A 21,789-nucleotide genomic window follows, 5' to 3' on the forward strand; every position below is an offset into this window, starting at 1 on the left:
ATTTCCGCAGGAGTGCCGACTGTTCGCGCTCCGACGCAATACGAAAGGAAATTCGGCGTGATCGCTTCCGGCAAAGCTGCGTTAGCCGGCTTGGGGGTGCTCAATCCGGACGCCAGGCAGCATGACAATGCGAGCGCGATCGATACGGGGAGAATATTGATCATGACTTTTCGACTCCACCTATTGTACGGCGCACGGAAATGTTGTGCTGCCAGATCGGTTGCGTTTGCCGCCTGAACGCCGCGGTATTCGTGAGACACGAACGATAATCCGCGAGAGCTCGTGGCCTACTACAACAAAAACGTGCAATCCCTTACGCGGTAAGGGATTGCGTTGTTGACTTCTTGCGTGGGCTTGAAATTCGGGCTAGACAGGACTTCCTCAGGCCCTTCGTGTCGATACAGTAGTCGTGATAATCTTCCTGGAATTCTGAATTGATTGGAAATATACTGTTGCTGTTCTTTCGAACACAGCTCATCATGGCATGCCAACCGGCGTCCAAGTAAGCACCGCGGTCGCGATCAAGCCTATTGATCCAAGGACAAGGACTCATTTTTGCCCGGACGGGAACATTTTGGGCTTGGCCAAGCCTCTATACGACAGGTTGGATCACCGAAAGAGATGGTTGATGGCACGTTGGGCGACGCCTGAGACGATAGCCGGTGCGATGCGCGGCGACGCGGATGCTGTAGAGCGGCTCATCGCCGCCGTTTGGCCGCATTGTTATCGCCTGGCGGCTTCCGTGATCGGCGATCGCGATCTCGCGCAGGACGCGGCTCAGGAATCGTGCGTCGCCGTCTATAGAAAGATCCGATCCGTGCGGGATGCCGGGGCCTTCGATGTATGGCTCTACCGAGTGGTGATGCGGGAGTCCACGCGCGTTCGACGCCGATCGGCAAAACCGGCCAAGGCTCTCATTGGTGAGCCTACCGACATGGACTCGACGTCGACTGTCGATGTCTGGCGCGCGCTTGGCGATCTTTCGCCCGAGCTGCGAGACGTCGTGGTCTTGTTCTATTTCGATGATCTCAGGAGCGTCGACATCGCGGCGATCTTGGGTGTCGCCCACACGACCGTTCGAACGCGACTCGCACGTGCGCGGACTCAATTACGCAGTCTGCTCGATGACGATGGTGACGAACCCCTTGCAAATGCGCGGGAGGTACAAAAGCATGCGTTCTGAGTTCGTTGAACGCGGAAGATCCGCGCGTGCGCAGCTCCCGGTCCCGGACCTTTCGATCGGACTTATTCGGCGCCGCGCGGCTGACGCGAAAAGGCATCATGGCGTCGTGTTCGCGCTGTCCGTCGTCGTCGCTCTCTCGGTCCTTGGTGTGGGTGCTGCATACGGCCAAAAAGTCTATCTGGGCGTGCGCCTGTGGCTGTCCGGCGGAAAAGCAGCGGTCGCGGTCAGTGCTTTTGCAATGGTGCGTCAACCGATGGCCTCGGACGTGCGCGATGCGGTATCGCACGCGGCGTTCCCGGTAATCTTTCCCGTCGGACTCCCACCGGGCACCCGTCTCAACATGATGATGTACTCTCCGGCCGACCACCCGACAAGCATCACGATCACCTACGGCGGCACTTTGCCGACGTCGGCGCGTTTCGGGTTTTCCGTGTTCGACTCCGCGACTGTGAATACGGACGACTACACGTTGCCGGGCGGTTCAGCGCGGCCGAAGTTCGGCGACGTCTATCAATGGCGAGTCGGCTCGGAGACAGTTATCGTTCCGAAGGCGCACATCTCCGTTGACGCCGTGAACCGGATCAAGGCCGGGATGTTCAAGGTGTCAGCGACCCACAGCCTCGCGTTGACCGAGACGATCGCTCGCAAGGTTTGGCTGCAGCCTGGAGCGTTGACGCTCGCGGCAGTCGCTGAGCACGACGCACCCGATGGCCGAGGGGTGGTTCTGGATCAACAGCATATTGGCTGGATCCCGGGGCTTGCCAAGCGAGGCCAGCCCATGATCGACTCTCGCACGGTCTTCCTCAGGAAGATCCCCACGGTGAACGGCGAGCCGGATTACACCAAAGCTACGTTGAGTTGGCCGAAACACATCGTCATTTCGGCAGCTGGCGTGCGCGCGATCAATGCGGTGCTGCGTCAGACGCGAGTTCGCAACGACTGCATCTGCGGTGTGCTCTTCGATCAAACGCAGGCGACGGCGTACTCGGTAAGGATAATCTCTTTGTCGATGTTGCACGAGACGAAATCCTATGTTGTCGACGCGAAGACGTTTGCGGTCGCGCCCGCGCCGTGAACATCGGTCGCGCGGGGAGACTAAACCAGCGGGTGATACGTGGACGAACTGATGAGGCCAATTGTTGCGAGGCGTTTCCGCATTCACGACGCGTCGACAGCAAAGGTTTGTGGAAATCAAAAACGACGCCTAAAACAGCGCAATCCCTTACACAGTAGGGGATTGCGCGATTGCCTTCTTGCGGGGGCGTGATTTGAACACGCGACCTTCGGGTTATGCTTGCTACTTCGGCTTTCGCCGCTCCGCCGGTTAGGACGGATTCGTAGTCTGGACTTTCCCTTCACCCGCTCGTATCAAGCGGGTGCCTGCCATCAAGTCTCTACACCTTTCCCACCGGAATCCGACGGGACTTGGCTCGGGATTACCCTGCTAACGGCTTCCCCGAATTTGACAGGTGTTCCCACAAGAATTACTTCCTGTGGAGCCCATGCAGCAATCGAGTTCCAGGCATCACGGTAAGCAGACGACCGAGGTCTTCGTTGATGCCGCTACTTGATTCTGCGGTGTTTGAGCCCGACGAGCTACCGGACTGCTCCACCCCGCGTCCCATAGGTACGGCGCAATGACGCAACGTACCTCCCGCGACGTGAGTGATAAGAGCGACAACATCGACATTAGTCACGACGTTGATTTGCGGTCGTGGATCGTCGCATTGCCCAAACCAGAACTGCACGTGCATCTCGAAGGGACGATGTTGCCACAGACGTATGCGAGGATCGCACGCCGCAACGGTCTCGACATCGTCGACGATCCCGACACACTGTACCGACATAGCGATTTTAATTCGTTCTTGCGCAGTTTTCTCACAATGGTCGGCGCACTCAAGACTCCGCAAGATTTCGCAGAAGTGACCTCTGAGTATCTCACGCTCGCTGCAAAGGACGGCATACGCCACGTGGAGCTCTTCGTCTCGCCGGCTACGCAACGCAAGTTCGTACCGGATCTCGATTACGTCGCAGTGATTCGCGCGATCAACAACGCGGCAATACAAGCGCAACGCGACTCCGGCATCTCGACGCTTCTCCTCATCGACATGGTGCGCAACCTCGGCGAAGACGAAGCAATGCTGGATGTCGCGCTCGCGCACAACTGCCGCGACCTCGGCGTTGTCGGCATCGGCCTAGGCGGGGACGAAGCTCGATTCCCGGCGCGAGATTTTCAAAACGCATTCAAGAAAGCAGAAGAGCTCGGCTTGCGCCGCACCGCGCACGCCGGAGAAGCCGCAGGTCCGCAGAGCATCATCGACGCCGTCGAGTTGCTTCACGCCGAGCGCATCGGTCACGGCGTCGCCGCTCGAGCTAGCGAAGATGTTCAAAAACTTCTGCGCGAAAGAAACGTCACGCTCGATGCGTGCCTCACCAGCAACGAATTCACCGGCGCGGTAGAAGAAGCCAACAACCACCCACTCAAGGAATGGCTTGCCGCAAACGTATCGGTGAGCCTGAGCTCCGATGACCCGGCATTCTTCAAAGCATCGGTGAGCGACGAATACATGAAGGCTGCAATGCTCGGCCTCGATCGCAAACAACTGGCGGCGATCGCAAGAAATGGTTTCGCCGCCTCATTTGCAGGCGGCGAAAGGATCCGGGCGTGGTGCGACGAGTTAGACGACTACGTCGCGCGAACGGGCTTACCCGCCAGTTGAACTCGGCGCAACTCGATAGGCGGCGATTTTTCCGTCGCCGTCGAGCTTGATCATCACGGTCCAGGTGCCTTTGTCGAATTTGGCTTTGAAGTCATATTCCGACTTAAGCGAATCCGTACCCGACGGCGTCAGACCGTCGTAACTCCCAAGCGCGTGCATCTTGTCTGAGAGATCGCCGAGTTGCGCGCGCGTGACGGTGGGCACAAGCGCTGCGTTCATGTTGGCGGTGAGACCCGCCATGTCGTCGTTGTAGACTGCTTTGGTCGCATCGTCCGCGAGTTTTTGTGCGCGGTCGGCGGCCGGTCCCGATGAACATCCGGCGAGCACCACGGCCAGCAGCGCGGCGAGTATAACGCGTCGACTCTTCATGCCCTGTGCCTCCCTACGCGCGGCGGGCACTAGCCCGCCGCCTGCGTTGTACGTCAGATCGTTCCCCAGCCGTACGAGACGACGGCTACGGTTTGCGGACTAGAGACGCCCGGTTTCTGCGGTGCGGTGGCGACTCTGGCCGATGTCGAATAGTTGGGCGAACCAACCGTGCTCGATTTCATCATCGCGAGTTGATGGTTCTGCGCGGTGATCATGTCGTGTTGCGTGGCGACTTCTTTCTTCAGTTCAGATATAGCGACCTGAAGATTTGAGTTGGCTTTCTTCTCAGATGAGTAAGCGGCCTGAGCGTCGTTGCGTTGTGCGGCAAGCGAAGCTTGCGCTTGTGCATCCTGGGCGTACTTCTCATGGACTTGGCGATTGTGATTGACGATGAGCAGCGTCGCAGCTGCCGCGCCGATCAGAATGTTGCGCGTGCTCGCGGCTCCGTCGGCCTTGACCGCGCCGGACGGGGTGAACCCGACAAGCAACGAGGCGGCCAACACTGCGGCAATGGTTTTCTTCATAGTAGTCATGGGTGAGTTACCTCCATGTGTATCAACGTCATTGATATACCCGGCGTTGCCTGCGTGTAATCTCATTGGGCCGCGGCCCCAATAGGCGTGAGGGCGGTCACCGCTGTTCCGCCGTGCGGTCAAGCCCTGCTGACGCCGACCGTATGCTTTGGCACATGGCCGAGGATAATCGCACCTATCTCCTAAAGTTAGGCAAGGCTAATTCGCACCGCCATCTATAACACAGGGACGCAGCATGTCGCATTCCGCCTTGAAATCGGCCCCGGCCGCGCAGCCGGACGAGCACGAAGTTAGCCCAAACGTCGAGATGTATTTGAAGTCGATCGTGCGGCTGTTCGACGGCGTCGAACCCGTGCCGACATCCGCCATCGCGCAGGAGCTCGCGGTCTCCGCCGCTTCGGCCTCGGCTATGCTCAAACGGCTCGACGCCGAGGGTTACGTGACGCACGAAGGACGCCACGGCGTCACGCCAACCACAACAGGTGCACTGATCGGCGCGCTCACTTTGCGCCGCCAGCGATTGGCCGAGCGTCTCCTCGTCGATCATCTCGGCGTCGCGTGGGAATCGGCCAGCGCCGAAGCATGCCGCCTCGAACACGCGATCTCACCCATGGTCGAACGCCGGCTCGCGACGTTTCTTAACGAGCCCACCACATGTCCGCACGGTCACCCGATCCCGCGCGAAGACGGATCGCTCTGGCATCACGAAGCGGCCATGAATCTCATCGACATGCCGCTCAACGTGCCGACCGCGGTACTTGAAGTCCAACACGACGTGCCCGAATTATTGCGCTTCCTCGGCGAGATCGGGGTGCGGCCCGGTGTTGTCGTCTCGTTGAAGAAGCTCGAACGCGTGGTCGGCCTCGCCACCATCGATGTCGCCGGCACGCAACACACCGTCAGCGTGCCGCTCGCAAGCGACGTGCTCGTCAGGCAACCTTCAGCGGCGAAGAGCCGGAAGTAGGGTCGCTCATGCCGTTCGCCGCGCGGCGGATCGCCGTTGCTCTTGCGTCCGTCGCGGTAATCGCCGCGATTATCTGCCGGCCTACGCCGGCGTGGGCCGCCCAAGCTCCAACCGGCGACGTGTCGCCGGCCGTCGTCACCGCGGCCGAGGCACAAGCGCAAACAGACTTTGCGTTGCTGCCGAACCTGCCGCCGTTGACCGCCGGCAAGCTCAAAACATTTCATCTCATCGCGGAAGTCAAGCCGTGGACGGTCGCACCCGGCATCGTGGTGCAGGCGTGGACGTACAACGGCACCGTCCCCGGCCCCACGATTCACGTGCGCGCCGGCGATCGCGTGCGCGTCATCCTGACCAACCACTTGCAAGAGCCGACGACCATCCATTGGCACGGTCTCGAAGTGGCGCCGGACATGGACGGCGTACCGGGCTTCAGCCAAGATGCGGTGCAGCCGGGCCAGACGTTTACATACGAATTCACGGCCAACGATCCGGGAACGTACATCTACCACACGCACTACGACGACTTAAATCAGTTGGATCGCGGGCTCTACGGCGCGGTGGTCGTGGACGAGAAAACGCCGCAGCCCTACGACCGCGACTACTTGATGCTCTTGTCCTCGTGGCGCGTGTTCAGCAGCTCGGAGAACTTCTTCAGCATCAACGGCAAGAGCTATCCGCTCACAAAGCCGTACATCGTGCGCAGCGGTGACCGCGTGCGGATCCGCGAGATCAACATCAGCGGTACCGAATTTCACACGATGCACATCCACGGGCACAAATTCACGATCGTGGATGTCGACGGCCAGCCGGTGCCGTTGGCGGCCCGGCAGAAGATGGTGACGCTCACGATCGGCCCCGGCGAGACGCGCGACATCGCGTTCAACGCCGACGCGCAGCCGGGCACGTGGATGGTGCACTGTCACGTGCTCGACCACATGATGAACGGCGGCCAAGGCCCCGGCGGATTGATCACCGCCATCCAATACGCGAACGCTCCCGACCGATTCTCATCGCTCGGGCCGGCCGACACCATGGTGATGGCGCCGGGCGGCGGCGGCGAAGGCGAAGGCAGTGCGCCGTCGGGTCCGCCGCTCGGGCTCACCGCGACGCTCATACTCGGCACGATCGCCGGACTTACGATCTTTTTCGGATTGCCGTTCGCGGCCATGAAGCGCATCTCAAAACGTGGGATAGCGTTTCTCAACGCGATCGCGATCGGCGTGCTCTACTTCTTGCTTTTCGACATCTTGCGGCAGGCCGGCGAACCGGTCACAAACGCGTTGCACGCCGTTCAACAAGGCGCGCCGACGTCGACGTTCGCCGGCATCACCGCTGTCTATCTCGGCGGGCTGCTGGTGGGCCTTGTTGGCTTGGTGTTCTTGACGAGTTGGCTCATCCGGCGCGCTAAGTCATCGGGACCCGACGGCGGCATCAGTCCGATCGCGCTTGCCACAGCCATCGCCATCGGCATCGGCTCGCACAATTTCAGCGAGGGGCTCGCGATCGGACAGTCGGCGGCGACGGGCGCCGTACAGCTCGCCGCGCTGCTCATCATCGGTTTCGGATTGCACAACATGACCGAAGGGTTCGGGATAGCGGCACCCCTGGCAGGCACGGGCGCCGCGAGTCTCGGTGCGCTGGTCCGGCTCGGCTTGATCGGCGGGGCGCCGACTTTTCTCGGCACGCTCGTCGGTTATCACTTCGTCTCGCCCATTCTTTCAGTCGTATTTCTCACACTCGCCGCCGGAGCGATCATCTACGTCATCGGCGAGATGACCAAAGTGGGCGGCAGGGTGGGGCATCAGGAATTTGCGACGATCGGAATTTTCGTAGGTTTTGCCGCGGGCTTCGGCACCGATCTGATTCTTAGCTCGGCGGGCGCGTAAGCGATGGCCGACAAGACCTACGATCTTCACAGCGTGAAGGTCTACGAATGCGCCGCCGAAGGAGCGCCGCTGCGCACCGACCGCGATGCGGTCGACCTCATCGGCAAGCTTTTCGAGACCCACTCGAACTTGGTCGTGCTTCCCACCGGGCGGCTCGGCGATGATTTCTTCGAGCTAAAAACGGGCATTGCCGGCGAGTTCATCCAAATTTTCGGCATCTACGGGTTGCGCGTCGCGATCGTCGGCGACATCTCGCGACACGTGGCAGAGAGCGAACTCTTGCGAGACTGCGTGCAAAAATCCAACAGCGGCGATCAAGTCTGGTTCTTACCGAGCCTTGACGAACTCGACGAACGGCTCGCAGGGCTAGAGCAGCCTTAGTCCTCCGGGGGTGCCGCTCTCGCCAAGTCCGATATGCTCTTGACCACATTTGCGTCGGCGAGCGTGGTCGTGTCGCCGAGCGGCCGGTTTTCCATGACATCGCGCAGCAGCCGGCGCATGATCTTTCCCGAGCGCGTCTTTGGAAGATCGGGCGTGAACGTGATGTACTTCGGCTTTGCGAACGCGCCGATCTTCATGGCCACGTGTTTGCGCAGTGCGTCGGCCTCGGCAGGCGAACCGATGCCGCCGCCCTTAAGCGTGATGAACGCGGCCACGGCCTCGCCCGTGATGTCGTCCTTTTTGGAGACCACCGCCGCTTCCGCCACATCGGGATGATCGACAAAGGCGCTCTCAACTTCGGTGGTTGAAATGCGGTGGCCGGAGACGTTCATGACGTCGTCCACGCGGCCGAGCAGCCAGTAGTAACCCTCCTCGTCGCGCTTGCAGCCGTCGGCTGGGAAATAGAATCCTTGCTCGGAGAATTTGCTCCAATACGTTTTGATGTAGCGATCGTGATCGTTCCATAGCGTGCGGAGCATCGCGGGCCACGGCTTGGTGATGACGATGTACCCGCCGCCTCCCAGCGGCGCGGATTCGCCCTGTTCGTTCACGACGTCCGCGAAAACGCCCGGATATGGAAATGTCGCAGATCCCGGTTTTGTCGTGGTCAGTCCCGGCAGTGGAGAGATCAGGATCATTCCGGTTTCTGTTTGCCACCATGTGTCCACGACCGGACACCGGTCGGCGCCGATGAAGTGGTGATACCAGATCCACGCCTCCGGATTGATCGGCTCGCCGACCGATCCCAGCAACCGCAATGAAGACATGTTATGGCGCTGCGGAAATTCCGGCCCCCACTTCATGAACGTGCGGATCGCCGTAGGCGCGGTGTAGAGAATCGTCACTTTGTATTTCGCGATCACCGCCCAAAACCGGTCTTTGTCCGGGTAATCGGGCGTACCCTCGAAGAGCACGCTCGTGGTGCGATTGGCCAATGGACCGTACACGATGTACGAATGACCGGTCACCCAACCGATATCGGCCGTGCACCAGAAGATATCCGAATCTTCGCGAATGTCGAAGATGGACTTGTGCGTGGAGGCGACGCCGGTGAGATAGCCGCCGGTGGTGTGCACGATGCCTTTGGGCTTCGCCGTGGTGCCGCTCGAATACAGCACATAGAGCACGTCTTCGGCCGCCATGTGCTCGGGCGGGCATACCGCACTTTGACGAGGCACGACGTCGTGATACCAGACGTCACGGCCGTCGACCCAGCCGACCGGGTCGCCGACGCGCTTCAAGACGATGACCTTTTCGACGCTCGGCGCTTCCGCGAGCGCATCGTCGACGATCTGCTTCAGCGCGATCTTGCCGCCGCGGCGCCAGCCGAAATCCTGTGTGATGACCGCCTTGCACTTGCCGTCGTGGATGCGATCGCGCAGACTGTCGGCCGAGAATCCGCCGAACACGACCGAGTGGATGGCGCCGATGCGCGCGCAGGCGAGCAACGCGACCGGCAACTCGGGCACCATGCCCATGTAGATCGCGACCCGGTCGCCGCGCTTCACGTCGAGTTCCTTCAGCGCGTTTGCGAGCCGGCACGTCTCGTCGAGCAAGTCGGAGTACGTGATGCGCCGGTCGTCTCCGGGTTCGCCCTCCCAGAAGTACGCCACCTGATCGCCATGGCCGTCGCGCACGTGACGGTCGAGACAATTGAATGATGCGTTGATCGTGCCGCCGTCAAACCAACGAGCGCTTTTTTGCTTCTCATCCCACTCCATGACCGACGACCACGGCGAGAACCACTCGAGCCGGCGCGCTTCAACCTCCCAATACGACTCGGGCTCCTCGGCCGCTTGTTCGTAGATGACGGGGTCGTTGCGAAAGGCCTTCGCCGCGAACTCCTTCGGCGGTGGGAAAGTGCGTTTTTCAGCAAACAGCGCTTCGATAGCGTCGGGATTACGATCGGGCATGTCGCCTCCATGTGCGAGGTCACCTGGGTTGTAGGCGTTTAGCCGGGGTCAGTTGGTTTTCTTGCCACGCGTACCGCTTCGAAGAAGGAGCGGGGTAGCCGCGCCTAATTTGCGCGACATGGAGGTATGCCATACATGCCTACGAGACGTTCGTTTCTTGCCGCAACCGCCGCTATAGTAGCGGTCGACTTCATGTCCACCGATTCCGCGGCCGGCTCGTCCGGCGCATCGCCTGCTCCGGCGGCCACGCCAAAACCGCCGCCCAGCCCGTCTGCCACGGCGCGCAGCCTGGCAAAACACTTGCAGACATCGCTCCCGGAAGCGAAACTCGATGATGCGCTCACCGAAAAGATCGCCGGCGACATCGACGGCTATCTCGACCTCGGCAAAGCGTTTCGCGCCAAGAAGTTGCGCAACAGCGACGAGCCGGATTCGATGTTCTCGGCGGTGGAGGGCTTGACGAAGTGAGCGACGCCAATCTTGCATTCTCCAGCATCGCAGAGCTGGGCACCATGTTGCGCGCGAAGACGATCTCGTCGGTCGAGCTCGCGAAATTTTATCTGGCGCGGTTAGAGAAGTTCGGTCCAAAGCTCAACAGCGTGGTGACGCTCTTGCATGAGCGCGCCCTCGCCGAGGCCGCAAGCGCCGACAGCGAACTCGCGGCCGGCACCGATCACGGTCCTTTGCACGGCATCCCCTACGGCGTGAAGGATCTCATCGCTGCCAAAGGCGGCCCCACCACGTGGGGCGCAGCGCCGTTCAAAACGCAAGTCTTCGATTACGACGCCACGGTCGTCACGCGGCTGCGTTCGGCCGGCGCCGTTCTGCTCGGCAAGCTTGCGATGATCGAACTCGCGGGCGGCATGGGATACAATCAAGCCAACGCGGCGTTCACCGGTCCGTGCAAGACTCCGTGGAACACCGATTGCTGGAGCGGCGGATCGTCGAGCGGTTCCGGTTCCAGCGTGAGCGCCGGTCTCGTGCCTTTTGCCATCGGCTCGGAGACCGACGGTTCTATCACCAACCCTTCGTCGTATTGCGGCGTCACCGGACTTCGCCCCACCTATGGCCGCGTGAGCCGCCACGGCGCGATGGCGCTTTCCTGGACGATGGACAAGCTTGGCCCGCTGTGCCGCAATGCGGCGGATGCGGAGTTGGTCCTTGCTGCGATCGAGGGTCACGACCCGCTCGATGCGACATCGCTTTCGGGCGAGACGTCGTCTCAGTTGCAAATGGTGAGGCGATTCGAAGGTTCGACGCTGCGCTACGCAACGGTCAAGGGCGCCGCCGATAAAGTGCAGCCAGAAGTGCGCAAGAATTATCACGCCGCGCTTGCGGCGATCAGCGGTACTGCGACGGTGAAAGAAGTGACGCTGCCCGACTTTCCGTATGACGACATGGTCGGGGTCATCATCGCGGCCGAGGGCGGCGCAGCATTTCGTGAGATCATCTCCGACGGTCGCGTGCGCATGTTGTCATCCCCCGAGGGCCAGCGCGGCGGCTACTCCTATTTCACAGCCGCGGCGGTGGACTACGTCGACGCGATGCGGCTGCGCGCGCCGATGCGCCATGCGTTTGCCAAGATCTTCGAAGACGTCGACGTGCTCGTCTCGCCGACGTTCTCCACGGTGGCTCCGCCGGTCTCAATGACATTCGACAAGGTATATCCGGGTTTCACCGACGGCCCGTTCATCACGGCATGCAACCTCGTCGGCATCCCGGCGGTCGCGGCGCCATCGGGCTTCGGGCTACAGGGCATGCCGACAAGCGTGATGTTCGTCGGCCCAGCGCTGGGCGAGAGCGTGGTGTTGCGCGCCGCAAAAGAGCTGCAGATGAAGACGGACGCGCACACGAAGCATCCCCCGATGGCGCTCGTGTAGCGCGAATTCGCTGTCGTGGAACGCCGGGCGCTCGCGTTGGCTCTGGCCGTGCTCGTGCTCGGCGCGTGCTCTCGGGCGAAAGAGGGCGCGCTCGTTCACATTGGCCAGCCGTCGCTGCCGAAAAGCGATATGACCTCCATGACCTTTAGCCGCCTAGGCTGCTACGGGACTTGCCCCGTTTACACGTTGACTTTCTCGCGCGGCGATGCTGCGATGTACGATGGCCGGTTCTTCGTCGATAAAATCGGAAAATATAGCGGCGAGATCGATTTTGATCTCGTCGCAGCTTGGCTAGACTCGCAAAACGTGGACGACTATGCGGGCGAATACGGAAACAATGTGACAGACGCTGAACCTCTCACGCTGACAATAACACGAGCAAATCGAAATGTTGTCATCAAGTCAAGTGATACCGGGTCGCTGCCAATTCGTGTTCGCGGTGTGATTGCAGCTATCGACGGCTTTGCCAATGATGTCCGTTGGAAGCCTGCAGGCGCCATCGATTCGTACCTTGGTTATTTTCTGAACGACAACGCCCCGGGCGAACTTTATGCCTTGTATATGATTCCGGGCCATGCTGCAGCTGACGCAATTGGATACTCTCACCTCACTCCTGGGGTTAAGTGCAAAGCCGATGCGTTTGCCAACGACCAATCGGAAATAAGTCTCCACCTAGCCGGTTCGCGTGTCATCGCGCGGGAGAAATCCTACTACAGGGACGTAGGCGAGTCCGGTTTGGAGGTTCCGACTGAGGTCGCAAGCGAGCCGGGGGGTCTTAGCATTGGCATCGGAGCGCAAAAGCGATCATACCGTCGTGTGACATGGCGCGAATATCTATCAGAAGACAACGCAATGTACAGGCGTTGTCACCCGGAGAAATAGGGAACGGGCATTTACGGTGCGAGCAGGCGCGCGGCAAGCTGGCCACGCGAGCGCACGCCGAGTTTGCGATAGATCGAAGAGAGGTGCTTCTCAACCAGCTTCACGCTGACGAAGAGCGTGGCGGCAACTTCACGATTGGAGCGCCCGCTCGCGACGAGGCGTGCTATTTCCAGCGCGCGCCCGTTCAGCAACCTGCTTACTCCGTCGTCGCCGCTCACCTGCGGCGAGTGCGGTTCGACATGGCCGATGCGCTCGCGAATGGTGCGCGCGGCCGCAGCATCCCCAGCCTCGTCGAGCGCAAGCGACTCGAAATACGGCCAGCTGATGGCAGCAAATCCGGCAGCCGCGCGGTTTGCGGCGGCGCTCGCATCCTCGGACTTGCCAAAGCGCCTAGCGAGCATCGCGGCCGCGAGATCGGCGGCTGCCGCCGGAGCAGCACCTTTTGCAGCATCGCGGCTCGCGAGCACAAGGACGGCATCGATATCAGAAGCATCGCACAACTGCGCCGCGACGATGATCAACGGAAAGGTGCCGAGCGAAAGCGTTGCGGCGGACGCTGCCGCGAGCGCCCTTCGCAGGAGAACTCGAGCGGGCTCGCTCTCGCCGCGGCCGACGAGAATCAACGCATAGATCGCGACGAGCGGGCCGAAGAGCTGCACCCTCCCGGTATCGAAAGCCATGTCGATAGTGGCTCGATCGGGCTCGTCGGCGAGAAGCGCTGCGTCTCCGGTCGCGGAGCCAACCCAAAGCGCGACGAACCATGCGCGATACCAACTCACCTTGGTTTCGCCCACAAGCGTGAGCGCGCGCAAATACATCGCTCTGGCTTCCGCGTACTCTCCGGCGAAGGTCCGCTCGATGGCGTTCGACAGCAGTGTGTCCGCGAGAAGCATCGAAGTCGACTTGAACGTCACGCATGCATCGAGCCCTGCGGACAGACACCGGCGCGCAGAAGCGGAATCGCCGACTATCAGAGCCGCCGTGCCCGCTTCGCCGACGGCATCGTTGAACGGTCCAAGAAGCGCGCGCTCTTTACGCGTGGTGCAAAGTCGGTCCACCGCAATCCGTAAACGTTCGCGATCGCCTTGAAATGCGCTCGCGACACATGTGGCGCCCCAGAACGGAATCGCCAGCTCGGGATCGTCGGCCAAGCGGCCCTCGTCAACGGAGTGAAGGATCGCGAGCGTCTGATCGACCTGACCGTCATCGATGAGATAGGCACCATACGAAATGCGCGCGAGATCGGCGACTCGGGCGTCGCCGCACGCGACAACGACCTTGAGCGCCTCGGTCCAAAACGCGAGCGCGTCTGGAGCCCGGCCGTCGTTGTACAGGGCGCCGCACATATTCCGCGTGAGCCGGAATATGTATGACGGATCGTCGCGAGTGTCGCGGAAGAAGTCCCATGCGAGCGCATAATGTTCGATCGCACGATCCATGAGTCCGGCGCGGTAGTAGCTGGTTCCGATCTTCTCGTTCACGCGGGCCGCATCGCGTCCGGCCGGATCGAGCAGCGCGAGCGTCCGCTCGTATGCGGCGATCGCACCGCCGTGCTCGAACAGTTTGAGCGCGACATCGCCTGCCCGCTCGCCATATTGCAACGCCTTTGCGCGATCGCCCGATGCCCACCAGTGATAAGCAAGATCATCGACGGCGTTTTCGTTGTGCGACGCTTCGAGCGCAACCGCGATCCGCTCGTGAAGCGGGCGCCGCTGAGCGGCGAGCAGATCGTCGTACACGGCCTCGCGCGTGAGCGCATGTCTGAATCGGAAAACTCGCGGTTCGTCGGTCTCTTCAACCAGCTGACAACGGCGAGCCTGCTGCAACGTGGGCAACAGCGCGTCGAATGTCGATCCAAGCGTTTCCGCCAGCAAGTCGCAATCGAAACGGCGGCCGATCACCGCGGCCTGAGTGAGAATCTGGCGATCCCGAGCATCGAGCGGCTCGATGCGCTGCAATATGGCGGCGCGCACCGTGGTGGGCAGCGAACTCCCGAGACGGCCCGCAAAATCGCGATCCACAGTGCCCTTGAGGAGCTCCTCGGTGAAGAAGGGGTTGCCTTCGCCGACGCGCGCGATGTCGCGGCGGGTTTGACGTGTGACGTTTGCCGCCAGGCCATCGAGCGCCGCATCGATGAGCTCGCCAGACTCACGCGCGGAAAGGGCTGCAAGTTCGAGGCGCCTCACCGCGCGATTTCGCAGCAGAGATCCCAATGGGATGAAGAGCGGATGGTCGGCGTGGAGTTCGTCGCTTCGATAGGTCACGACGAGCAGTATGCGCCGATTCGCAAGCGATTCGCTCAACAGCGCGAGCACGGCCGCAGTCCCGAGATCGGCCCAGTGGAAATCTTCGATGATGCCGATCAACGCGTGCTTGTCGGCGGCCGCGAGTATGCCGTCGACAAGCATTTCGTGCTGAGCGTGTTGCGAGACGGCAGGCTTTATCTCCGCAGATTCGGGTGAGAACGTCTCGAGCAGGTCGAGCAGCGGCCCGTATGGGCGGCTTCCGAAAGCCCGGCATTGGGCGATCGCGATGCGGCCGCGAGCGGCATGCGTGCCGTCGAGAAACTCGCGAACCAATCGCGATTTGCCGACTCCTGCGTCCCCGGCCACGAGCGCGATGCCGCCGTGCGCCTTCGCCGCTTCTCGTCGCAGGTCGACGAGAAACTGCAGCTCACGCTGCCGTCCGATAAACCGGCGGCAGAAGATCGGTGTCGAGATCACGTAGGCTCCGCGAGATGGTTCCGCTTGAGACGCTATTGCGGCTCCGCTCTCCAATTTCGTCGCGCCCATGAACCTGACCCCCGATCGCCGAGCCTACTCGATCACGCGCACGATCCCGTTGTTGCCGGGGTCGGTTATCCATAGATAGCCTGACGGTCCGGTGACGATATCCGAGTCCGCTGGGCCGAGAATCGGATATTCGGTGATGTTTCCGTGCGTCGATATTTTTCCGAGGCGACCCGAGCCGAACTCGATGAACCAGACCGCGCCGTTCGCAGAAGTGATCACGCCCGGATTCGATCCTGGCGTGATGCCGGCCGAAAACTCTTTGACGTTACCGCTCGGCGTGATTCGCCCGATCTGGCCGAGGCCGAATTCGGTGAACCACACATTGCCATCGGCGCCTGCGGTGATGTCGACGAGGTTCGCGGCTTGCGATATTCCGGCCGAGTATTCGGTGATGACGCCGCTCGGTGTGATCTTGCCGACTTTGTTTGAGAACTCTTCAGTGAACCATATGTTCCCGTCCGGACCGGTCGCGATGTCGTGGACGGCGGGATCGCCCGGCGTAAGTCCGTTGGTGAACAGCGTGACCACGCCCGATGTCGTGATTCGGCCGATCGCGTTGGTGCTGGGAGATCGAAACGTGAACCACAAGTTGCCGTCCGCGCCGGCGGCTATGTCGAACGGACCATAGGCTTCGTTGCCGGTCGCATAGTCTTTGAAACCACCGCGGGTGTTGATGCGGCCAATTCTATCGCCCGCTTCAGTGAACCATAGATTGCCATCGGAACCCTCGACGATGTTGTTGGGGTTGGTACCTGGAGGCAATGTCGAAAACTCTTTGACGGTTCCCGACGCGTTGATGTGCCCGATCTGGTTCGTGCCCGGTTGCGTGAACCACGTGCCGCCCGGACCCTTCGCGATGCCGCGCAGCGAGCTGTTGGGGGTGATCCCCGCAAAAAATTCGGTACTCGTGGGATTCTGGCTCGATGGGCTGAGATGTGCTTCGCCGGGTGCGGGCATAGTATGGCTTGCCGGTTGTGAGTGCGGAAGCGGGGCGATGGCGCCGGAGTTCGCCGAACACGCCGCGACGACGGTCGTCGAAAGCAGTGCGGCGAGTGCGACGAGGTGACGTCGGATCGATGTGTCGGATCGCATAGAAAGAGCCCTCCCTTGTTGACGGCGGTAATTCGCGTTTGAAAAGCGCGGGCCGGAGTCATGGAACTCCGATCCCAAGCAGAGCGTACGACAATCGAAAGCGCGCCAGGAGTAGGGATATCCCTACATTTCATCGCGGCCGGCGGTGACGCCGGCGGAGGGCGGCGCAGGCATCCGCACCCGCCGGTCAAAGTCTCGGGTAGGACAAGTCCGGCAATCCTGAAAGGTCTCCCATGCGGTTCGTCGCCTCAACCCTCATAGCAACTTTGCTCTGGTCGGCGGTGGCCGGGGCCATCCACGCTCCTGCTCGTGCGATGAGCACCGCCGCGGAGATCGCGCTCGGCAAACAGCAAGACGCCGAGATCGACTCTCAAAGCGTCATCTCCACGGACCCGTTCCTCACACATTGGGTTCAAAGCACCGGCGCGAACCTCGCGAAATACCGGGCGCGCACCGACATCGATTATCAATTTGAAATCATCGATTCCAACGAGATCAACTCGTTCGCGATAGCCGGCGGCTTCATCCACGTCGACATGGGCCTCTTGAATTTCGTCTCGTCCGACGACGAACTGGCAGCCGTGCTCGGCCACGAGATGGGTCACGTCGAGCGCCGGCACGTGGTCACGCTGAATCAAAAAGGCAATCTTCTCAGCATTCTCGTCGGTGTGCTTTCGGTGCTCTCGCCGATCGGCTACTTCTTGGGCGGCTACGGGGGCGATCTCGCGTTTTACAAATTCTCTCGTCAAGACGAACTGCAGGCCGACCAATACGGTCTGCTCTTGATGTCGCGCGCGGGTTACGATCCACAGTCCACCGCCGACGTGCTTTCAAAACTCGGTGGGCTGGAAGGCGACGCCGACACCGACAAGTATTTCGAGGATCACCCGGGTGCGAAAGATCGCGTATCGCACGTGCTCGGATATCCCGAGCTCAGCAAGACCAACGAGCCGCAGCTAACGGCGCAAGCGCTGCACGATTCGGATGAAGGCCGGTTTTCGTATTCGTTGACCAAGTTCGACCGCGCCTTGGCGCTCTCGCCAAGCGATTCGGCAGCGGCCGGCGGAAAAGCATCGGTTTTGACGGCGCTCAAGCGCGATGGCACCGGTGCCGCGCCCGATCCCCGAGTACTCTCGCAATTGGTGGGACTTCCGGGCGATCCGGAGATCGCGGCGGCCGCCGCGAATCTTGGCGCGGCCATCACGGTGAACGCCGCCAACATGGCGCTTGCCAAGGATCGCACCTCGTCCGCCGGACACGAGATCGAAGATTTCGTCAGGCAACTCAACGCGCTGTCGGGCTCGGTGCCCAATCTCGGCGATCCAAAGGTCAAAGGAAATAATCTTAGCAAAGCGATCGACGGGCTCAATCGCCTCAATCGCGACGTCAACGGCACCATCGATCAAACGTCCGATGTCATCAGCACGGCGCCCGGATTGCTTCACGATGTCAGCGACACGCTCGGCGATCTAGCCGGGCCGTTGCGCGACGGTCAACTCACAGAGAAGACCCGCACGCTGCTTCCGCAATATCCTTCGGCGACGGCTGCGCTTGCGTCGGCGTCGGACCAGCTCGTCGGCGCGGTCGACGACGCGCGCGGTGCGGTTTCCACCGCAGGCGATGCGGTCCAGCCGCTCGCCGACTATCTCGCGGTACTCAACAAGTTCGTGACGACCGGCGGCGACATCGCGAGCAAAGACATGCCGGCGGTGCAGGCTTCGTTGGACAAAGCGCTTGCCGCATGGGAAAACTCCAAAGCCATGGCCGACGACGCATCGAACGTGATGTATGCGGCGCAGGCGCGGCAATTGTCGGCGCGGCTCGACCTATTGGATTTGTACTCGTCGCCGCAACGTTACGATGCCTACGCCAAAGCGCTCACATTCCGCTTCGGCGACGTGGCGCTGCCGAGTTACGCCGACGCGCAGGCGCAGAAGGTTTCGCCAGGCGAGCTCGGCATGGCATCGTGGCTCTCGTATGAGACGAAGACGCCGGTGGCCGCGTTGCTCAAACAAGCGCAGGCCGGCGGCGTATCGTGCGCCGATCTCGCCGTGCAACGTCATCTGTTCGTGGAGTCGCTCGAGATCGCCGAAGGGTTGCTGCTGCAGAACTATATCGACGAGCCGCAGAAGACCTGATCGCAAGCGCTCATCAATTGATCGCCAAGGGAACGCGCACGGTGACTTCCGCGCCGCCCGACGGCGAGTTCGCAAGCGCGATGGTTCCGCCGGCCTGCTCGACGATGGCCCGCGCGATCGCGAGGCCCAGACCGCTGCCGCCGCGTCCGCGTGCCGGATTCTCTCGCCAGAATCTGCTCGTGGCTCGCTCAAGTCCGATTTGCGAGAAGCCCGGACCGTCGTCGCGGACGCGAAGTATGGCGGCGGTGCCGTTGCGTTCGGCCGATATATTGACGTTGCCGCCGGCCGGCGCGAACTTCACCGCGTTGTCGAGCAGCACGACCGGCACGCGCGAAAGCGACTCGGGGTCGGCGAAAACGGTGAGGTCGGGCTGCACCCACGAGCTGAGGCGGACTCCTTTGGCATCGGCAACCGACTGAAGGCGGTCGGCGGCCTCGCGCGTGGACGCGGAGAAATCGACTAACGCGGGCTTCGATACGCCGCCCTCATCGGCGCGCGCCACGACGAGCAGATCGCCGATTAGCGATTCCAAGCGGTCCGTTTCGTTGGCGATGGCTTGCAAGGCGTGTTTGTACTCCGCGCCATCGCGCGGCTTGCGCAATGCCAGGTCGGCTTCGGCCCGGATGACCGAAAGCGGCGCCCGCAATTCGTGCGACGCATCCGCGGTGAAGCGGCGTTGCCGTTCGAACGCCGCCTGAAGGCGGTCGAGCATCCGGTCGAACGTTGCGCACAGGAGGCCGAGCTCATCGTCGCCTTTCGGCGCGTTTAGGCGGCGAGTGAGATCGGATGCTTCGATGTCGGACGCGATGTTGGCCATGGCGGTGAGCGGCGCCAAGCCGCGCCGCGTGATCATCCCGCCGGCTAACGCCGCAAGCGCGACGATGACCGGAATGGCGACGGCGAATGCGATGACGGCGGGTCTGTCGATGTCTTCGATCGCATCGTCGGCGCGCCAGGCGACCGCGGCACCGCTCACCACCCCGTCGCGAACAAACGGCGCGATGGCCACGCGAATCCGATCCCAGCCGGGTTCGGCGGGCGTGAGCGTCACGAGCCGCGATGACGTTCTATCGCCGCGTGCGAGCGCACGGACTTCGATGGGAACCGCGGCGGCGCTTGAGATGAGGATCTTTCCGTCGGATTGGATGAGCGCACCGTCGAGTTTCACGCCGATGATCCGCGCGAACTGACGTTGATCGTTCGCATCGAGATTCGCACCCTGCGCCGCGTCGTCCGTGATGGACGCCGCCGCTTGCGCAGCCGAACGCAACCGCTGATCCACCAGCACCTTGAACGCGCGATCGAGCAAGACGACGGAAACCACGGCGAACACGACGAGCCCGATAACCAGCGCCGACGCGTATGCGAGCGTGAGTCTGGAGCGAAGGCCCCTAGCCTTCATCGCGTTTGTCAGGCGGTCCAAAACGATAACCGGCGCCGCGAACGGTATGGATGAGCGCGGGCTCGCCTGCGGCGCCGAGCTTGGTGCGCAAGCGGCGCATGTAAACTTCTATCAGATTCGAAGTGGTCTCGCGATCGCGTTCCCAGAGCGCGTTCTCGAGCATCGGCCGTGTGACGAGAAGTCCCGCGTTGCGCATGAGATACTCGAGGAAGGCGGTCTCACGCGCGGTGAGGGTCACGTCGCGCTCGCCTCGCTTCACCCGTCGCGAGCCCAAATCCATGGTCAGGTCGTCGACGCATAGCTCGTTGTTCACCGGGATGGGTTCGCGCCGCGTGACCGATCTCAATCGCGCCTCGAGTTCGCGGAAGACAAACGGTTTGCGCAGGTAGTCGTCGGCGCCGCAGTCGAGGCCGGTGACCGTATCTTCGACCGTGTCGCGCGCCGTCAGCATGAGGATCGGCGTGTGGACGTCGGCGGCCCGCAGCGCCCGCGCGACCGAAAAGCCGTCTTTGAGCGGAAGCATGACGTCGAGGACGATCACGTCGTACGCGCCGCCGCGCGCCGCAAGCTCGCCTGCTTCTCCGTCCCCTTCGATATCAACGACGTGACCGCTCTCAGCCAATCCGCGGCGCACGACGTCGGCGAGTTGCGCATCGTCTTCGACGACAAGGATCTTCATTCGGCGCTCCGTTTGTCATGCATCATGGTCGTCTCAACGTACCGCTTTGGCATGAACGCGGAATGAACGGGGGTCAATCCGCCGCGATCGGCGAGGCGTCTGCTTTGAATCCGCTGTCATGCGATGCCTCGGCGTCGGGTTTGCTGATGATGCCGATCGCCAGCGCCGCGAGCGCACAAACAAGCGACGCGGCTCCGCTCCACGGCGAGCCAAAGCGGCCGAGGACGGCCGTGGTGATCGGCGGCATGACGATGCCGGAGATGTTGTCCAGCGACGATCCAACGCCGAGGATGACGCCCCGCTGATCTTCAGGGATCGCGTTGGCGAGGAGAGAGTTAAGGCCGGGACGCGAGAGCGCCATGCCGACCGCGAAGAGGATCATCGTCGGCAGCATGGTGACGAGGTTATGGATGAGCGGCACGCACGCGAAGCCCACGGCTGTGGTGGCGATGCCGATGGTGGAGGTCATGCGGTCCCCGGTCTTTTCGGCTACCTGGCCAACGGCGAAAAGCTGCAGCAGCACGCTGAACGCGCCGAAGCCCGAGAACACAAAGCTCGCCTGCCAAGCCGTGAAGCCGAGTGCTTCCTTGAAAAGCAGCGAGTAGATGGCAAACCATCCGTAGAGCGCGAGCGAAAACGCGGACATCTGCCACAGGACGGGGGCCACGCGCTTGTCCGCAAGCGAGCGTCCGATGTCCGCGAATGTGGCGGCTTCTTTCTCGCTATCGACCGTCCGCGATTCCGGCAGCATGAAGATGGTCAAAAGAAGCGTGACGAATTGGAGCAGAGCGGCTGCGAGAAACGGGGCTGCAAATCCGGCGGCCTGACCGTTCGATTCGGTGACGGTCTTCATGAGGAAGCCGCCGATCGCCGGTCCGAACACGATGCCTGCAGCAAACGCGGCCTGCACATATG

General features: G+C 61.8%; 18 protein-coding genes. 10 read left to right on the top strand and 8 right to left on the bottom strand.

Annotated elements, in window-relative coordinates; genetic code table 11:
* Positions 1-628: 628 nt before the first annotated feature.
* The 3 genes from VII69_09785 (at position 629) to add (ending at position 3,903) form a co-directional block, all read left to right on the top strand.
* Entirely contained in the window at positions 629-1,183 is a 555-nt protein-coding gene (locus tag VII69_09785) for an RNA polymerase sigma factor (protein HEY5095394.1), read from the top strand.
* A complete protein-coding gene (locus tag VII69_09790; GenBank protein HEY5095395.1) occupies positions 1,173-2,258 on the top strand; it encodes a hypothetical protein in 1,086 nt (361 codons plus the stop codon). Before VII69_09785 ends, VII69_09790 begins: the two co-directional genes overlap by 11 nt.
* Before the next feature lie 562 nt (positions 2,259-2,820).
* Positions 2,821-3,903 carry an adenosine deaminase gene (add, locus tag VII69_09795; GenBank protein ID HEY5095396.1) on the top strand — a complete coding sequence of 361 codons (1,083 nt, stop codon included), beginning with the start codon at positions 2,821-2,823 and terminating at the stop codon, positions 3,901-3,903.
* Here the strand turns inward: add and VII69_09800 are convergent.
* Together VII69_09800 and VII69_09805 are read right to left on the bottom strand one after the other, a co-directional pair.
* Positions 3,889-4,272, bottom strand: coding sequence for a hypothetical protein (locus VII69_09800; GenBank protein HEY5095397.1), 384 nt, complete (start codon positions 4,270-4,272; stop codon positions 3,889-3,891). The genes add and VII69_09800 overlap by 15 nt on opposite strands.
* Before the next feature lie 53 nt (positions 4,273-4,325).
* Complete coding sequence (locus VII69_09805) at positions 4,326-4,805, bottom strand: hypothetical protein (protein ID HEY5095398.1); 480 nt, start codon at positions 4,803-4,805, stop codon at positions 4,326-4,328.
* Positions 4,806-5,040: 235 nt separating this feature from the next.
* Here VII69_09805 and VII69_09810 point away from each other — a divergent pair, with 235 nt between their 5' ends.
* Genes VII69_09810 through VII69_09820 form a run of 3 tightly spaced genes read left to right on the top strand, consistent with a single transcriptional unit; the run spans position 5,041 to position 8,036 of the window.
* Entirely contained in the window at positions 5,041-5,769 is a 729-nt protein-coding gene (locus VII69_09810; GenBank protein HEY5095399.1) for a metal-dependent transcriptional regulator, read from the top strand.
* Positions 5,770-5,777: 8 nt separating this feature from the next.
* Positions 5,778-7,655: a multicopper oxidase domain-containing protein gene (locus tag VII69_09815; protein HEY5095400.1), complete on the top strand. Its 1,878-nt coding sequence runs from the start codon at positions 5,778-5,780 to the stop codon at positions 7,653-7,655.
* Between the two features lie 3 nt (positions 7,656-7,658).
* Positions 7,659-8,036 carry a DUF4180 domain-containing protein gene (locus tag VII69_09820; protein ID HEY5095401.1) on the top strand — a complete coding sequence of 126 codons (378 nt, stop codon included), beginning with the start codon at positions 7,659-7,661 and terminating at the stop codon, positions 8,034-8,036.
* On the opposite strand, the gene acs is transcribed toward VII69_09820, so the two are convergent.
* Complete coding sequence (acs, locus tag VII69_09825; GenBank protein ID HEY5095402.1) at positions 8,033-10,009, bottom strand: acetate--CoA ligase; 1,977 nt, start codon at positions 10,007-10,009, stop codon at positions 8,033-8,035. The genes VII69_09820 and acs overlap by 4 nt on opposite strands.
* 135 nt (positions 10,010-10,144) lie before the next feature.
* On the opposite strand from acs, the gene VII69_09830 reads away from it, so the two are divergent.
* Genes VII69_09830 through VII69_09840 form a run of 3 tightly spaced genes read left to right on the top strand, consistent with a single transcriptional unit; the run spans position 10,145 to position 12,771 of the window.
* Positions 10,145-10,477, top strand: a complete 333-nt coding sequence (locus tag VII69_09830) for a hypothetical protein (protein ID HEY5095403.1) — start codon at positions 10,145-10,147, stop codon at positions 10,475-10,477.
* Positions 10,474-11,889 (top strand): amidase, encoded by a 1,416-nt coding sequence (locus tag VII69_09835; protein HEY5095404.1) that lies wholly within the window; start codon positions 10,474-10,476, stop codon positions 11,887-11,889. Before VII69_09830 ends, VII69_09835 begins: the two co-directional genes overlap by 4 nt.
* A gap of 15 nt (positions 11,890-11,904) precedes the next feature.
* On the top strand, positions 11,905-12,771 hold the full coding sequence (locus VII69_09840) for a DUF6438 domain-containing protein (GenBank protein ID HEY5095405.1): 867 nt from the start codon (positions 11,905-11,907) through the stop codon (positions 12,769-12,771).
* A gap of 11 nt (positions 12,772-12,782) precedes the next feature.
* Here VII69_09840 and VII69_09845 read toward each other — a convergent pair whose 3' ends face one another.
* Positions 12,783-15,494, bottom strand: a complete 2,712-nt coding sequence (locus tag VII69_09845) for an AAA family ATPase (GenBank protein ID HEY5095406.1) — start codon at positions 15,492-15,494, stop codon at positions 12,783-12,785.
* 93 nt (positions 15,495-15,587) lie between these two features.
* On the bottom strand, positions 15,588-16,655 hold the full coding sequence (locus tag VII69_09850) for a hypothetical protein (GenBank protein ID HEY5095407.1): 1,068 nt from the start codon (positions 16,653-16,655) through the stop codon (positions 15,588-15,590).
* A 233-nt stretch (positions 16,656-16,888) separates the two neighbouring features.
* Between VII69_09850 and VII69_09855 the strand changes: the two genes are divergently transcribed.
* Positions 16,889-18,793 (top strand): M48 family metalloprotease, encoded by a 1,905-nt coding sequence (locus VII69_09855; protein ID HEY5095408.1) that lies wholly within the window; start codon positions 16,889-16,891, stop codon positions 18,791-18,793.
* Between the two features lie 13 nt (positions 18,794-18,806).
* On the opposite strand, the gene VII69_09860 is transcribed toward VII69_09855, so the two are convergent.
* From VII69_09860 to VII69_09870, 3 genes are all read right to left on the bottom strand, one after another.
* A complete protein-coding gene (locus tag VII69_09860) occupies positions 18,807-20,195 on the bottom strand; it encodes a HAMP domain-containing sensor histidine kinase (protein ID HEY5095409.1) in 1,389 nt (462 codons plus the stop codon).
* Positions 20,185-20,874, bottom strand: coding sequence for a response regulator transcription factor (locus VII69_09865; protein HEY5095410.1), 690 nt, complete (start codon positions 20,872-20,874; stop codon positions 20,185-20,187). Before VII69_09865 ends, VII69_09860 begins: the two co-directional genes overlap by 11 nt.
* Before the next feature lie 73 nt (positions 20,875-20,947).
* On the bottom strand, positions 20,948-21,789 hold an 842-nt coding region (locus VII69_09870), incomplete at its 5' end, for an MFS transporter (GenBank protein ID HEY5095411.1).

The sequence above is a fragment of the Candidatus Eremiobacteraceae bacterium genome, from assembly GCA_036511855.1.
In the GTDB taxonomy this organism is placed as follows: domain Bacteria; phylum Vulcanimicrobiota; class Vulcanimicrobiia; order Eremiobacterales; family Eremiobacteraceae; genus JABCYQ01.

Coding starts and splice junctions, on each gene's coding strand:
- VII69_09785 (HEY5095394.1), top strand. CDS start 629: ATGGCACGTTGGGCGACGCCTGAGACGATAGCCGGTGCGATGCGCGGC.
- VII69_09790 (HEY5095395.1), top strand. CDS start 1,173: ATGCGTTCTGAGTTCGTTGAACGCGGAAGATCCGCGCGTGCGCAGCTC.
- add (HEY5095396.1), top strand. CDS start 2,821: ATGACGCAACGTACCTCCCGCGACGTGAGTGATAAGAGCGACAACATC.
- VII69_09800 (HEY5095397.1), bottom strand. CDS start 4,272: ATGAAGAGTCGACGCGTTATACTCGCCGCGCTGCTGGCCGTGGTGCTC.
- VII69_09805 (HEY5095398.1), bottom strand. CDS start 4,805: ATGACTACTATGAAGAAAACCATTGCCGCAGTGTTGGCCGCCTCGTTG.
- VII69_09810 (HEY5095399.1), top strand. CDS start 5,041: ATGTCGCATTCCGCCTTGAAATCGGCCCCGGCCGCGCAGCCGGACGAG.
- VII69_09815 (HEY5095400.1), top strand. CDS start 5,778: ATGCCGTTCGCCGCGCGGCGGATCGCCGTTGCTCTTGCGTCCGTCGCG.
- VII69_09820 (HEY5095401.1), top strand. CDS start 7,659: ATGGCCGACAAGACCTACGATCTTCACAGCGTGAAGGTCTACGAATGC.
- acs (HEY5095402.1), bottom strand. CDS start 10,009: ATGCCCGATCGTAATCCCGACGCTATCGAAGCGCTGTTTGCTGAAAAA.
- VII69_09830 (HEY5095403.1), top strand. CDS start 10,145: ATGCCTACGAGACGTTCGTTTCTTGCCGCAACCGCCGCTATAGTAGCG.
- VII69_09850 (HEY5095407.1), bottom strand. CDS start 16,655: ATGCGATCCGACACATCGATCCGACGTCACCTCGTCGCACTCGCCGCA.
- VII69_09855 (HEY5095408.1), top strand. CDS start 16,889: ATGCGGTTCGTCGCCTCAACCCTCATAGCAACTTTGCTCTGGTCGGCG.
- VII69_09860 (HEY5095409.1), bottom strand. CDS start 20,195: ATGAAGGCTAGGGGCCTTCGCTCCAGACTCACGCTCGCATACGCGTCG.
- VII69_09865 (HEY5095410.1), bottom strand. CDS start 20,874: ATGAAGATCCTTGTCGTCGAAGACGATGCGCAACTCGCCGACGTCGTG.